Source organism: Pontibacter sp. GD7, from assembly GCF_058216375.1.
Window position 1 is genome coordinate 1 of the sequence record NZ_JBYZMP010000008.1, and the last position, 13,524, is coordinate 13,524.

Annotated in this window: 14 protein-coding genes; 12 read left to right on the top strand and 2 right to left on the bottom strand. The window is 46.5% G+C overall.

What is annotated here, in order from left to right; translation table 11 throughout:
* Positions 1-176 precede the first annotated feature (176 nt).
* From AC4BAP_RS13075 to AC4BAP_RS13085, 3 genes are all read left to right on the top strand, one after another.
* Positions 177-734, top strand: a complete 558-nt coding sequence (locus AC4BAP_RS13075; RefSeq protein ID WP_490583111.1) for a hypothetical protein — start codon at positions 177-179, stop codon at positions 732-734.
* 96 nt (positions 735-830) lie between these two features.
* Positions 831-1,346, top strand: a complete 516-nt coding sequence (locus AC4BAP_RS13080; protein ID WP_490583112.1) for a hypothetical protein — start codon at positions 831-833, stop codon at positions 1,344-1,346.
* Between the two features lie 165 nt (positions 1,347-1,511).
* On the top strand, positions 1,512-2,333 hold the full coding sequence (locus tag AC4BAP_RS13085) for a GNAT family N-acetyltransferase (RefSeq protein ID WP_490583113.1): 822 nt from the start codon (positions 1,512-1,514) through the stop codon (positions 2,331-2,333).
* 1 nt (position 2,334) lies between these two features.
* On the opposite strand, the gene AC4BAP_RS13090 is transcribed toward AC4BAP_RS13085, so the two are convergent.
* Together AC4BAP_RS13090 and AC4BAP_RS13095 are read right to left on the bottom strand one after the other, a co-directional pair.
* Positions 2,335-3,018: a DUF2461 domain-containing protein gene (locus AC4BAP_RS13090; protein ID WP_490583114.1), complete on the bottom strand. Its 684-nt coding sequence runs from the start codon at positions 3,016-3,018 to the stop codon at positions 2,335-2,337.
* Between the two features lie 699 nt (positions 3,019-3,717).
* Positions 3,718-5,427: an ankyrin repeat domain-containing protein gene (locus tag AC4BAP_RS13095; RefSeq protein WP_490583115.1), complete on the bottom strand. Its 1,710-nt coding sequence runs from the start codon at positions 5,425-5,427 to the stop codon at positions 3,718-3,720.
* A gap of 298 nt (positions 5,428-5,725) precedes the next feature.
* Here AC4BAP_RS13095 and AC4BAP_RS13100 point away from each other — a divergent pair, with 298 nt between their 5' ends.
* From AC4BAP_RS13100 to AC4BAP_RS13140, 9 genes are all read left to right on the top strand, one after another.
* Complete coding sequence (locus AC4BAP_RS13100) at positions 5,726-7,978, top strand: ATP-dependent helicase (RefSeq protein WP_490583116.1); 2,253 nt, start codon at positions 5,726-5,728, stop codon at positions 7,976-7,978.
* A gap of 163 nt (positions 7,979-8,141) precedes the next feature.
* Positions 8,142-8,810 (top strand): DUF4290 domain-containing protein, encoded by a 669-nt coding sequence (locus AC4BAP_RS13105; protein ID WP_490583117.1) that lies wholly within the window; start codon positions 8,142-8,144, stop codon positions 8,808-8,810.
* Positions 8,811-8,815: 5 nt separating this feature from the next.
* Entirely contained in the window at positions 8,816-10,120 is a 1,305-nt protein-coding gene (gene murA / locus AC4BAP_RS13110; protein ID WP_490583118.1) for a UDP-N-acetylglucosamine 1-carboxyvinyltransferase, read from the top strand.
* A 192-nt stretch (positions 10,121-10,312) separates the two neighbouring features.
* Entirely contained in the window at positions 10,313-10,825 is a 513-nt protein-coding gene (locus AC4BAP_RS13115; protein ID WP_490583119.1) for a hypothetical protein, read from the top strand.
* Positions 10,826-10,922: 97 nt separating this feature from the next.
* The gene (locus AC4BAP_RS13120) at positions 10,923-11,264 is read left to right on the top strand and encodes a zinc ribbon domain-containing protein YjdM (RefSeq protein ID WP_490583120.1); all 342 of its coding nucleotides are present in this window, start codon (positions 10,923-10,925) and stop codon (positions 11,262-11,264) included.
* 66 nt (positions 11,265-11,330) lie between these two features.
* Entirely contained in the window at positions 11,331-11,696 is a 366-nt protein-coding gene (locus AC4BAP_RS13125; RefSeq protein WP_490583121.1) for a DUF2200 domain-containing protein, read from the top strand.
* Positions 11,697-11,710: 14 nt separating this feature from the next.
* Positions 11,711-12,166 carry an SRPBCC family protein gene (locus AC4BAP_RS13130; protein WP_490583122.1) on the top strand — a complete coding sequence of 152 codons (456 nt, stop codon included), beginning with the start codon at positions 11,711-11,713 and terminating at the stop codon, positions 12,164-12,166.
* A 61-nt stretch (positions 12,167-12,227) separates the two neighbouring features.
* Positions 12,228-13,016 (top strand): HipA family kinase, encoded by a 789-nt coding sequence (locus AC4BAP_RS13135; RefSeq protein ID WP_490583123.1) that lies wholly within the window; start codon positions 12,228-12,230, stop codon positions 13,014-13,016.
* Positions 13,006-13,389 carry a DUF3037 domain-containing protein gene (locus AC4BAP_RS13140; RefSeq protein WP_490583124.1) on the top strand — a complete coding sequence of 128 codons (384 nt, stop codon included), beginning with the start codon at positions 13,006-13,008 and terminating at the stop codon, positions 13,387-13,389. Before AC4BAP_RS13135 ends, AC4BAP_RS13140 begins: the two co-directional genes overlap by 11 nt.
* The last annotated feature ends 135 nt before the right edge of the window (positions 13,390-13,524 follow it).

Consider the following 13,524-nt stretch of genomic DNA (forward strand, 5'->3'; position numbering starts at 1 on the left):
CTCCACCCTTGCAGCTTGCTAATCGGCTTCGCCAACTTGCCAATAAGGGACTTGCACCCTCTGGATAATCTGAGTATATTTCTAGAGAAATATGACTCGCGCCATGCTGGGCGCACACAAGAGCTAAAAAGAACCAAGGCTCATTTTAGCCAAGACGTTAGGCTAAATATTAATTTATGAAAAAGGCTTTACTGTTTTCATGCTTCGCAATTTTCTTGTTCGGCTGTAGCGAGAGCGAAGAAATTTCTACAAAGGAAAAAATAGAATCATTAAGCGTGGAAGATAAAAGCCTTGAAGATACTAAGCAGATGATTTATAAAGTGGCTGTACTGAATGAATCAACTGTACAAGACTTTGTAGTAGTCAGAGTATTCAATAAAAGTACTGGTGAAACAAAAGAAGTCTGCACAAAAGGTAACTTCCTAAGTGGTGCTATCCATCAGGAATATGGCCTTGACTATTCAGAAGAAGGTGAAGCAAGGGTGAAAGAAATTCTACTGAACTCAAAGAATAGAACTTTTGAGTTGTCGGATGAAAATGCTTTGAACAACATTGGTTTTAACGATTATACCAATGAAGAACTGAAAACGCTGGAGAGTAGAGTGGAAGCTGGAAATTATACTTATAGAAATGACAAGGAAATGACCATGCTCGCCCACATTCTCTTCAACAAGGGTATCAAAAGCAGCGAAAGCAGTTGTTGGGGTGGTGAGTTGGAATTTGAGAAAGAATAAAATAGCCTAACCATATGCAGCCTTTATGCTTCGGCTGACGCCTTGCCCATCGGCTGCACCAGCACGTTAGCAGTGATAGAGTAACGATATAAGAAAATGTCAAAAAGAAGAGTAACCCTTGTTATACTTGTGTTAGGAGCATTTATTCTTCTTTCTTATTTGTTCTTATCAATGGGTAAGGGTGCAGAAAGTACAAGTAACAATAAGAAGTATGGCAAGTCTTTTAACTTGGATAGAGCTTCTATAGGTATTCCTGTTATTGAAGAGAATTGGACTGTTCATGAATCTGATTCAAATTATGTCTTTTGGAGTAATTTAGAGAGGATGGTTACTACTACTGAACCCATACATCTCCATAAAACAAGTAAGTTTTTCAATGGTAAGTTGGTTTATGAAAAAGATGCTTTTCATTTTGAAACGAAGGGTGCTACAGCTTATAGGTTATTAGTAGAAGCCTACTTAGATAGTAACTATCAAATTGACAGTTTGGCTTTTGATTTAGTTACCTACCATAAAGGTCAATACCCACCTACTGTAAGCGATTACATAAGTTGGAAACAAGCAGATAGCTTATTAAACCAGTGGGGGTTTCAAAATTTATATCAACATTAAAGTAACTGCTGAAAAGAAAAGAACTATTCCCGTTACCTAGGTATTATACATCACCCTTTCTCTGCTGCGGGCTTTGTATGTACAAGACCATTTGTAACTTCAAATACTTAACTTTCACTAAAATATTAAGCTCTATTCTACCTCCCTGCTCCACCACCCAAAACCATGAAAATCCAAAACCTCTCCAATACCCCACTCGAAGAGATAGTTACCTGTCTGCTAAAATCCTTTGAAGGTTACTTCGTGAAAATGCCGGATGATGTAGACTTCTGGAGGTCGCGTTTAAAAGCGGCTCGGGTAGATTTTGGCTTATCGTTCGGTGTGTTCGACAAGGAAGAACTGGTCGCCTTTATCTTAAATGGCATCGACACAGACCTGCAGCAAAAGACTGCTTTTAATACGGGTACCGGTGTCTTGCCTGCCTACAGGGGGCAGGGGCTGGTGGATAAAATGTATGACCACGCTTTTCCGGTACTGAAGCAGCACGGGGTAAGCAAATGCAAGCTGGAGGTGATCACAAAAAACGACAGGGCGATAAAAGTATACGAACGGATCGGCTTTGAGAAAAAGAGACGGATCAAATGCTTCTCAGGTGACCTTATGGCCGCTACAAACACAGATATTACACTTACTGAAACCGACCTGAACGACATCCGGAACCTTTGCGACGGAACAGTGTATTCCTGGGAAAACAGTTTTGCCGCAGTAACACTAGCCCGGGAAAACTACAAAGTATACAAAGTTAAGCGCCATCAAGCCGACAGTCATGCCATAGGTTATGTCATACTTAATCCTGCCACGGGGTATATAGCACAACTGGGCGCCACAGCCGGCAACTGGGACATGGTGTTTGAAGGTATAAAGCAGGTATGCACCTGGGTAAAGATCAACAATATTGATGAAAACAGAACCTACCTGCTACACCACCTTGCCAAAGAAGGCCTGCAAAACACAATAGACCAATATGAAATGGAACTCCCTATTTAGGCTACTCCTGCCCTATCTCTTTCAGGGGTTCCATCAGAAAATCATTTAAAGGCTTTACAGCTTTAAATGCATCCAGTACTACATCCCTAAAATTGCTGCCCAGCACCGTTTTATCATCCAGCGGCATTACGGCGTTCCAGCTTTTGTAGCGTAGGTACTCGATGGCCGGGTTCTCTTTGTCGTAGCCTTTTGGGGTGGTCTTTAGTTGTTCGCCGCTTATACTTCCGAAACGCTTTTTAAACTCCTTAGCCTCCACTATACTTTTAAACTCGTCCAGGTTATAGTCGATTTCCTGGCGCACGGCTTTCAGGTAATCGGATGGCGGCATCCAGAGTCCTCCGGCTACAAACGAATTGTTGTTGGCTGCCAGATGCAGGTAGTAACCCGGGTAAATGGACTTTCTGCCACCCTCGGCAATATAGGCCCCGAAATGGTCTTTGTAAGGCCGCTTGTCGTTAGAGAACCGTACATCGCGATAGATACGAAACAGCAGGTCCTTGCCTTTCTGATCAAGGGCAACCGGCTCAAAAGCGGCCATTTCTTCCAGCAGTTCGTCCAGGAAAGCTGTATAGTTTTTACGCGCCGCCTCGTAGCGCTTTTTGTTCTCGTTAAACCACTCGCGGTTATTGTTCTGGCTCAGGTCGGCTAAGAATTCCAGTGTACTTTTCTCTATCGTGACAGACATGTTTTTCTGATTGTTTTGAAATGAAATAACGTGCTAAAAAGTATAACGGTTATACTTTCGAACGCTCCCAGCAGGTGTAACGGCTAAGTGATTTTAACTTACTACTGTAGGTAAACGCAGTTATTCTGCGGCGCCTGTTCCAACCACCCCCAACCCCTCAGAGCTACGCTCGTTAGTTTCAAACTCGCGTTCTCACTAATCTAAGGCGGGGAATTCTTTCATTACTCTGGTAAAAGTATAACCCCTGTTGTTTCTGCTTAATCTCCCTTCCACCAAGATCTTTCCAAGATGACAAAAGGAGAAGAAGCAGTAAGGGCTAAACTCCCTCTCCTGTTTTTAGGAGAGGGCTGGGGTGAGGTAAAATTCCCCGCCTTAGACAAGGAGGGGTTAGGGGTGGTTGGACCCGGTATTTCAAAAGCGAGTCAGGAGACTCGCACGCACTATGCGGCACCAGTTGGATACTGGCGCCAGAAAGTATAAAACTTCCTCTCCTGTTTTTAGGAGAGGGTTGGGGTGAGGTAATATAGCAGATGGTTGGAACCGGTGCTGCTTTAAAGCGAGTCAGGAGACTCGCACGCACCCTTTGGCACCAGTTGGATACTGGCGCCAGACAGATGCGAACAGAAAGAAAGTATGATACTCGCAAAGCCCTCTCCTATTTCGTAGAAGAGGGCTTTGCGAGTATACTTTACTATAAGATTACTTCTGCTTTTCCGGTGAGCCGGCGGCCATCAAAATGTTCTGCACATTCTCATGCTTCGTGTAGTCGATGGCGGCTTTTCCGGTACTATCCTTTAATTTGGCATCAGCGCCGGCCTGCAGCAGTGTAAGTATGATCTCGAAGTTGGCGTTCATCTCGCATGCCAGCATTAAAGGCGTTTTAGATTCCTTGTTCTGAACATTCGGGTCTGCGCCGCCCTGCAACAGCTTTTCCAATTCCATGATACCGATATGCTGCCCAATGGTCGCCTTTAACGCCTCGGCTAGCACAGTATTCCCATCATTATCCTTGATGTTTGGATCGGCACCTTTGCGTAAAAGCAGGTTCAACAGGTCGGCCTGCTCCTGCTCATACAACTCAGATCGTATCCTGGAGCTACTTACAGTATAATGCAGGGCCGTTTTCCCCAGCTTATCCTGCGCGTTGATATCCGCTCCTTTTTCCAGCAGCATTTTGGCCAGTTTAAGGCGTACATCCGGCTCATAGATCACGCCATAATCTTCCTGCAACATCGGGATGTATAGTGCATGCATCAGGGCCGTGCGGTTGTACAGGTTCGCCTCAAAATCATCTGCCACCGCCTGTGTGTTGGCATTTCCGCCTGCTGCCAAAGCACGTTTCATCATTTCAGGGTCGCGGGTAACAGAGGCAATCACCACTTTCTGGTCTGGTGTCTGGTTTATGTAAAGCAACTGCTCGTAAGCGTTCACACTGCCTTTTGCAACTGCCTTACGGTACAGCCTGCGCGCTTCCTCAATGTTCACTTCTCCCACAGTGCCTTCTTCATGCAGCAAAGCAAGTGTGTAGTAAGCTTCACGCTCGCCGGCTGCCACGCCTTTCTTCAGCCAATCAACAGCTTTATCGTTATCCTTTTTCACACCCTCACCGTTCAGGTACAAGTTTGCCAGCGAAGTATAGGATACCACATCATTGGCATTGGCAGCACGGTTCAGGTAGTTAAAAGCCAGTCCGTAATCCTGCAATTCGCCAAAGCCAGTATAGTACATGCTACCCAGAATTCGGTTGGCAAAAGCATCGCCTTCAACAGCCTTCTCCCGGATTACTATAGCAGCGGTGCGCATGTGCTGCATAAAGCGCTGTTTGTCCTCAAGGGTTCTGAGCACCGTTTGCTCGGCCAGTCCCAGATGACCCAGCAGACTGCCTTCGTCAATGGCTCGCTGGTAATAAAAGACAGCTGAATCACGGTTAACAGAAAAATACTTCTCTGCATTCCTGATCTGCTTCACAGTATCGATCTGTACAGAATCATACTTTAACTCACGGTATTGGTGCATTCGGCCCAAAAAGTATAAGGCATCTGCATCGCCCTCATTTATCGCCTTCTTAAACTTATCGTAAGCTTCCTGATAGCGGAGCGTGGTATAATAGGCCATTGCCGAGTCCATGGCTGTGGTGCGCCATACTTTCTTTACCACAAGCGCCGGGGCAGCCGGTTTAGTGCTTGCAATGCTTGTTCCGCCCTGCTTTTGGGCCGTGTTAGCTACTGTATTGGTAGTCGGTTTGGCTGCGGCAGTTTTAGAATTGCCTGCCGTTGCACTCACTGGCTTCTTAGCCGTAGTAGTGGCAGCAGCCGGATTCTTGGTCTGAGTGCTTTTTTGGGGCGCTTTGCTCTGCGCCATAGTCATGCTGCCAGTAAGTATAAACACTACCGCTAAAAACAATCTCATAGTTTTCTGGCCTGACTTTTTGTGGATGATGTGTCTCAAATCTGATTATTTGGTTACCTCATATCAACTGCAAAACTACAGTTATCTGGTATTTATTTCAAAAATAGGGCACAATGCAACTAAATTGTACTGTAAAGGCCCCTAAGTTAAACGCTTTAGATCAACTTCCTGTTCATCTTATAGCCGCTTTCTGCTCTCACATACAGCATGTGCCATGCCAAAAGTTCAGAGGCGGTTCAGAAAAAGGATTACTATTTGTAACTTGCATAGATTTTAAGAAGCACGCGGAAGAGAAGTAATGGATTATATAAGCTTATTGAATGAGTCGCAGCGCGCGGCAGTATTGCACACCGAAGGACCAGCCATGATTATTGCCGGTGCCGGCTCCGGAAAGACACGAGTTTTAACGTACCGGATCGCGCACCTGATCAGCATTGGTGTGGACCCGTTTAACATACTTGCCCTTACCTTTACCAACAAGGCAGCAAAGGAAATGCGCCATCGTATCGAAAAGGTGATCGGCAACGAGGCTAAGAATATCTGGATGGGCACGTTCCATTCGGTTTTCTCGCGTATACTTCGCGCCGAGGCCGAGAAAATTGGCTACCCTAAAAGCTTTACCATTTACGACACCGACGACTCCAAGACGCTTATCCGCAACATCGTGAAGGAAATGAACCTGGACGATAAGTTGTACAAGCCAAACGTGGTTTTGGGCCGTATCTCCGCTGCCAAAAACAAGCTGGTTTCGGTTAAGCAATACCTCAACGATCCGGTTATACAGGCCGACGATGAGGCTGCCATGCGTCCTAAGATCGGTAAGATCTATGAGCAGTATCAAAGCCGTTGCTTCAGGGCCGGTGCCATGGACTTCGACGACCTGCTGTTCCAGACCAACGTGCTTTTCCGCGACCATCCTGATGCACTGAATAAGTACCAGAACATCTTTAAGTATGTGATGGTGGATGAGTATCAGGATACGAATTACTCACAGTACCTGATCACCAGAAAACTGGCTGCCCAGAACCGTAATATTGTGGTGGTAGGTGACGATGCGCAGTCTATTTACGCTTTCCGTGGTGCCGATATCCAAAACATCCTGAACTTTGAGCGCGATTACCCGGAACTGCAGGTGTTTAAACTGGAGCAGAACTACCGCTCTACCAAAAACATCGTAAACGCAGCCAACTCGGTTATAAAAAACAATTCGGCTCAGCTGAAGAAGGACGTTTATACTGATAATGAGCAAGGTCCGCTGATCGAGGTGATAAAGGCGAACTCTGATAATGAGGAAGGCAAGCTGGTGGCTACTACCATTTTCGAGGAGAAGATGAACAACCACCTCTCCTACGACGACTTTGCCATACTTTACCGTACCAACGCGCAGTCCAGGGCTATGGAAGAAGCCCTGCGCCGCATGAACATCAAGTATAAAATTGTGGGTGGCCTGTCGTTCTATCAGCGTAAGGAGATAAAGGACCTGATCGCCTACCTGCGTTTGACGGTGAACCCGAACGATGAGCAGGCTTTACGCCGTGTGATAAACTACCCGAAGCGTGGCATTGGTGAGACAACCGAGCAGAAGATATTTGTAACTGCCAACGAGATAAACCACAGCGTTTGGGAGGTAATTCAGAATGCCAGCCAGATTCTAGGTAACCGTGTGGGCACGGCCATCGAGAACTTCTCGATCATGATCAAAGACTTTGCCCGCATTGCCCAAAACGTTGATGCCTTTGAGGTTGCCAAGCACGTAGCCAAGCACTCCGGCATTGTAGACGACCTGTACCAGGATAAAACCGTGGAAGGCCTGGCCCGTTACGAAAACATTCAGGAACTCCTGAACGGTATAAAAGAGTATGTGGACGATCCGGAGAAAGAAGACAAAAGCCTGGATGCTTTCCTGCAGGACATCGCCCTGATAACCGATGCCGACACAAAAGCTGACCTTGACGGTGAGTTTGTTACCCTGATGACCATACACTCTGCCAAAGGCCTGGAGTTTAAGAATGTGTTTATCGTGGGTATGGAGGAAAACCTCTTCCCGAGCCAGATGATGCTGAACTCACGTGCCGATCTGGAAGAGGAACGCCGCTTGTTTTATGTGGCCATTACCAGAGCGGAGAAAAAACTATACTTAACTTACGCTACCAGCCGCTACCAGTGGGGCAACCTGCGGGCCTGCGAAAAAAGCCGCTTCCTGGACGAGATCGATCCGAAGTACCTTAACTTTAAGTATGGCGATGCCGGCACCTCAAGCGGAGGTAACATTTTCGACAGGGTGTTAGAGCGCAAGAGCAGCATCAGCAGCCTGATAGCTCCTCCACAAAGAAAGCAGGCAGCCAGTACCTATACCGCACCCGCCGACTTTAAGCCAAGCGATACTTCTAAACTGGCAGCCGGCATGAAGGTAGAACACCCGAAATTTGGGTTTGGCGTGGTAACCAAAATGGACACCCAGGGCAATAGCGTAAAAGCGATCATCAACTTTGATGAAGTTGGCGAGAAAACCTTGCTGCTAAGCTTTGCCAAGTTGCGAATTCATGAATGAGCGAGTCAGCGAATGGATGAGTGAGTGAATAACAATTTAACTATTTAACCATTCAACAATAAAATATTCACTAATTCACACAATCACTCATTCAAAATTGAAAAGTCTTCGTAATTCTTAATTTTTAATTCGTAATTCGTAATTCTTAATTCATAATTAATAGATGGAAGCGAGTACCACCTTTAAACAAGAACTTTTGCTGCGCGAATATGGCCGTAACGTGCAGGACCTGGTAAACTACATCTCTAAGGTAGAAGACCGGGCCGAACGCACGCGCCTTTCGCAGTTGCTTATAAACCTGATGGCAAAGCTGAACCCACAGCTGCGCGACACCCAGGACTACCAGCAGAAGCTCTGGAATCACCTGTATGTAATGTCTGGCTCTACGCTGGATGTGGATGCTCCTTACCCGCTTAGTGCCATGGAGTACCTCAACGATAAGCCACAGCCTATGGACTATGCCACAGAGACACCGGCTTTCAAGCATTACGGTACCAACGTGGAGCTGCTGATAAACAAGGCCACTGAGCTGGAAGATGAGAAAGAGCGTGAGGCTGCTATCATCTCCATTGGCAAGCTGATGAAGACGCTATACAAGTCGTATAACAAAGACAGCATTACCGATGATGTTATCCTGAACGATATCCGTCAGCTTTCTAACGGCAAATTGAACATGGACCTGCGCTACATCGAGAGCAACAACCTGTTCGAGTCGAATGTAGGCGGCGGCGGTAAACAGCAGGACAGCCAGCAGCGCAGCCAGCAACAAGGCCGGGGCGACAATCGTGGCAGAAAAAATCAGAGATCTTCTTCTAATCAAAGAAACAAATAGTATAAATGGCTTCATTCGAAGTAAAAGGCGGTACCAAGCTTAAAGGCGACATCTACCCACAAGGTGCCAAAAACGAGGCACTACAAATTCTCTGCGCAGTATTGCTGACCGCAGAGCCTGTTGTTATTTCCAATGTTCCGGACATCCGCGACGTAAACAAACTGATCGAGCTGCTGGCCGGCCTCGGCGTAAAAGTTACCCGCAATGCCCCGGACACCTATACTTTCCAGGCCGATGACATTAACCTGGACTACCTGGACACAGAGGCTTTCGTAGAGCAGGGCCGTGCCATCCGTGGTTCGGTAATGATCGTAGGCCCGATGCTGGCTCGTTTTGGCAAAGCAAAAATGCCAAAACCAGGTGGAGACAAGATTGGCCGCCGCAGGCTGGACACACACTTTATTGGTTTTGAGAAACTGGGTGCCAAGTTTGAGTATAGCTCTGAAGAAAGCTTCTACGGGGTGCACGCAGATCGCCTGAAAGGTGCTTACATGCTACTAGACGAGGCCTCCGTAACTGGTACAGCTAACATACTGATGGCTGCCGTACTGGCCGAGGGTACCACTACTATCTACAATGCCGCCTGCGAGCCTTATGTGCAGCAGCTTTGCCGTATGCTAAACCGCATGGGTGCTAAGATCAGTGGCGTTGGCTCTAACCTGTTGGTAATTGAGGGAGTTGAGAAATTGGGCGGAACAGAGCACCGCATGCTGCCAGACATGATCGAGATCGGCTCTTTTATTGGCCTTGCTGCCATGACGGGTTCTGAGATCACGATCAAAGACTGCCAAATTGCAGAACTAGGTTTGATACCTGATACCTTCCGCAGCCTGGGCATCAAAATGGAATTCCGTGGCGACGATATCTTTATTCCGGCACAGGACCACTACGAGGTAGAAACATACATTGACGGAAGTATACTTAACATTGCCGACCATACCTGGCCAGGCCTTACCCCTGACCTACTGAGCGTGGCACTTGTAGTTTCTACGCAGGCTAAGGGTACAGTGCTGGTACACCAGAAGATGTTCGAGAGCCGCCTGTTCTTCGTGGATAAGCTGATAGACATGGGTGCCCAGATCATACTTTGCGATCCGCACCGAGCAACTGTTATCGGTTTAGATAACCAGATGCCATTACGCGGTATCCGCATGTCCTCCCCTGACATTCGTGCCGGTGTGGCCCTGCTTATCGCAGCCATCTCAGCCGAAGGCACCAGCATCATCGACAACATCGAGCAGATTGACCGCGGCTACCAAAACATCGACGGCCGCCTGAACGCCATCGGCGCGCAGATCAGAAGAATCTAAAGTATAAATTTATACTTCGAAGATATGAAAGAGCACCTGCTGAGGGTGCTCTTTTTGTTTTAGGTATGATTTAAAAGTATATATTTAGAGGTATATTGTATTTGTGTGGTTTAGTACTCCATACATAGTGCAGATTGTAGGAGTAGGTACCCCTGCTAGCAAGTAGTTGGCTGGTATTTTTAACAATAGAATTTGAAAAAAGACCTCAAAAAATATTTACAAGATTTAATGGGACTTGAGTTGACAAGGACAACACGAACTGCGAATATGCAATGTTTTCAATTTGGTAAGTTACAACCTGTTGGAAAGGGCTTCATTGGGGAGTTTGGACTGCATATTCAATGTCCGTGGAGACTGACAAACAAAAAGGAAATCATTGTAGGTAGTGAAGACCTCTTCGAACAACCTACTGAGAATGCCGATTATGATCCAGATTTCGAATGGGATAAACCAATGGGCAACTTAAGAGATATTAAACTTCAGAAGCTATTAGATACACAACAGTTCAAAGTAAATGCAGTAGCAACTGATTATTACGGTGGACTTGAGATAAAATTTAATGAAGGCCTTTGTCTCACACTCTTTCCCACACTCTCAGGCAAAGATGAATTCTCGGAGTATTGGCGGCTATTAAACAATAAGCTTGAATCAGGTAGCCATCTGGTGGTTGGTCCTTTGGGGGCTGAAGAAATAAAAGAAGAATAACATCAGCCAACAAAGTTCAGCCTTTATGCTCGGCTACGCCTCGCCCATCGCCTGCACCAACACGTTCCACTCAACCAAAAAATATTAAATTTGTACCATGTCTGAAGAAATGAAACAATGCCCCAAGTGTAACTCACCTTACGGATATGCGATGGGTGAAGCACTTTACGCCTGCCCTGAGTGCGGTAATGAGTGGAACCCGAATGAGGCTGAAGAAGAAACAGGATTGAAAGTAGTGGACGCCAACGGAAACGTACTTCAGGATGGCGACGCTGTTGTTGTAATCAAAGACCTACCCGTGAAAGGTGCTCCCAAACCAGTAAAGGCTGGCACAAAAGTAAAAAACATCCGCTTAACAGACGGAGACCATAACATCGACTGTAAAATTGATGGCTTTGGCTCCATGGCGCTCAAGTCTGAGTTTGTGAGAAAGGTTTAAAAACCCGCTAAAGTATAGGTTTAAAAACATCAGCACTTTGTGCATGTCAAATCAATAAATTAAAGTATGAAGGCAACACCTGAACATGATGAAAGAATCGCAAAAATGACTTTTGCATCTGTGTACCCGCATTACGTTTCGAAAGTTGAAAAGAAAGGCAGAACAAAAGAAGAGTTACATCAGGTAATCGAGTGGCTTACGGGCTTTGATGAGTCTGAATTACAGAGCCTGATAGCAGAAAAAGCAACCTTCGCGCAGTTCTTTGAGAAGGCATCCATACATACAAACGCACACCTGATTAAGGGAGTAATTTGCGGTTATCGCATAGAAGAGATCACAACCCCATTAACACAGCAAGTAAGGTATCTGGATAAGTTAGTTGATGAACTAGCCAAAGGCCGGAAGATGGAGAAAATCCTGCGAACTGCATAATCCCACCTGATACCATGCGAAAAGTAGAAGCAACCGTTTGCATCCATACCACCCCGGAGAAAGCCATCTCTGCTTTTACCAATCCTATAATGTTACAAGAGTGGTGGGGCGTGGAGCGGACACTAATAGAGTTAAAAACTGGTGGTGTTTATACTTTAGCGTGGCAAATTTCGGATAAAGGCTTCGGGTTTGTTTCGTCGGGAAGCATCAAAGAACACCAACCCGACAAATTATTTGCTGTAGAGAACATGGTGTACATGAACCCGGAAAAGCCATTCCTGGGGCCAATGTCGTTTACAGTTACAGCGAAACCCAAAGGTGATACCACAGAAGTATACATTTGCCAGGAAGGCTACCAAACCGGCGAAGTATGGGACTGGTACTATCAGGCTGTTAAAGATGCCTGGCCGGCTGCGCTGCTAACCCTTAAAGCCTATCTTGAAAAGGAATTTGCCCTGGCAGGTTCTTAAGCTATTCCGGAAAACTGTTTATACTTTTGCTGTTGAAGTATAAACTCCGTACTACCTCTTTATGAACTATACTCCACCCGAACTACGGACCGTCGATGTGATACGGTATGTAACGCCCTTGCGTGAAGGCGGTTCGCTACCTGCCATTGTAGAGGCTGATGATGAGTTTCTATATGTACTTAAATTCAGAGGCGCAGGTCAGGGCGTAAAGGCTTTGATCGCAGAACTTATCTCAGGAGAAATTGCGCGGCTGCTTGGCTTCAGAGTGCCCGAAATTGTGTTCGTAAACCTGGACGAAGCCTTTGGCCGCACTGAGCCAGACGAAGAGATCCAAGACCTGCTACGAGCCAGCGAAGGATTAAATCTGGCCCTACATTACCTTTCAGGGGCAATTACTTTTGATGCCTTAGTAAATGACGTGGATGCAAAGCTAGCCTCGCAGATAGTATGGCTCGATGGACTGATCATGAACGTGGACCGCACCTGCCGCAACACCAATATGCTGATGTGGAAGAAAGAACTCTGGCTGATAGATCATGGGGCATCTTTATACTTCCACCACAACTGGAGCACCTGGCAGGAACAGGCCAAACGTCCATTTGCACAGATAAAAGACCATGTGCTGCTGCCTAAGGCAGCTGAGTTGGAAGCCGTAAACCAAGAATTCTCTGCTATACTTACTCCAGAGCGGATTCAGGCCATTGTATCTCTGATTCCGGACTTGTGGCTTACTGGTGTTGAGTCGCCGTTTGCAAGCGCAGAAGAACACCGGCAGGCCTACGCTACATTTTTAACAGACAGAGTGGCAATGTCAGATATTTTTGTGAAAGGAGCGCAGGATGCAAGATAAGCACTTGTTTGAGTATGCTGTAATCCGGGTAGTGCCGCGTGTGGAGCGTGAGGAGTTTATTAACGTAGGCGTTATACTTTACTGCCGTGGTCTGGGCTTTTTACATACGATTTATCAGCTGAACGAAGAACGTCTGAATGCTTTTTGTAAGGAGTTGGATATGGATGAACTAAAGGAAAGGCTGCAGGCATTTGAGCGTATCTGCAAAGGCCGCTCCGAAGGCGGACCTATCGGCCAGCTTTCCATTGCTGAGCGTTTCCGATGGCTGACTGCTGCGCGCAGTACGGTTGTTCAAACCTCGGCGGTGCATCCGGGCTTGTGCACCAATGCTGAGGAGATGCTACAGCACCTGCACAATCAGTTGGTACTATAGTTACCTCACCCCAGCCCTCTCCTAATAACAGGAGAGGGAGTTTTATACATTCTGGCGCCAGTATCCAACTGGTGCCGCATAGTGTGTGCGAGTCTCCAGACTCGCTTTTGCAGTACCGGGTCCAACCACCCCTAA

Excerpts from the sequence above, each read along its gene's own strand:
- AC4BAP_RS13075 (WP_490583111.1), top strand. The coding sequence starts at position 177 with ATGAAAAAGGCTTTACTGTTTTCATGCTTCGCAATTTTCTTGTTCGGC.
- AC4BAP_RS13080 (WP_490583112.1), top strand. The coding sequence starts at position 831 with ATGTCAAAAAGAAGAGTAACCCTTGTTATACTTGTGTTAGGAGCATTT.
- AC4BAP_RS13085 (WP_490583113.1), top strand. The coding sequence starts at position 1,512 with ATGAAAATCCAAAACCTCTCCAATACCCCACTCGAAGAGATAGTTACC.
- AC4BAP_RS13090 (WP_490583114.1), bottom strand. The coding sequence starts at position 3,018 with ATGTCTGTCACGATAGAGAAAAGTACACTGGAATTCTTAGCCGACCTG.
- AC4BAP_RS13095 (WP_490583115.1), bottom strand. The coding sequence starts at position 5,427 with ATGAGATTGTTTTTAGCGGTAGTGTTTATACTTACTGGCAGCATGACT.
- AC4BAP_RS13100 (WP_490583116.1), top strand. The coding sequence starts at position 5,726 with ATGGATTATATAAGCTTATTGAATGAGTCGCAGCGCGCGGCAGTATTG.
- AC4BAP_RS13105 (WP_490583117.1), top strand. The coding sequence starts at position 8,142 with ATGGAAGCGAGTACCACCTTTAAACAAGAACTTTTGCTGCGCGAATAT.
- murA (WP_490583118.1), top strand. The coding sequence starts at position 8,816 with ATGGCTTCATTCGAAGTAAAAGGCGGTACCAAGCTTAAAGGCGACATC.
- AC4BAP_RS13120 (WP_490583120.1), top strand. The coding sequence starts at position 10,923 with ATGTCTGAAGAAATGAAACAATGCCCCAAGTGTAACTCACCTTACGGA.
- AC4BAP_RS13125 (WP_490583121.1), top strand. The coding sequence starts at position 11,331 with ATGAAGGCAACACCTGAACATGATGAAAGAATCGCAAAAATGACTTTT.
- AC4BAP_RS13130 (WP_490583122.1), top strand. The coding sequence starts at position 11,711 with ATGCGAAAAGTAGAAGCAACCGTTTGCATCCATACCACCCCGGAGAAA.
- AC4BAP_RS13135 (WP_490583123.1), top strand. The coding sequence starts at position 12,228 with ATGAACTATACTCCACCCGAACTACGGACCGTCGATGTGATACGGTAT.
- AC4BAP_RS13140 (WP_490583124.1), top strand. The coding sequence starts at position 13,006 with ATGCAAGATAAGCACTTGTTTGAGTATGCTGTAATCCGGGTAGTGCCG.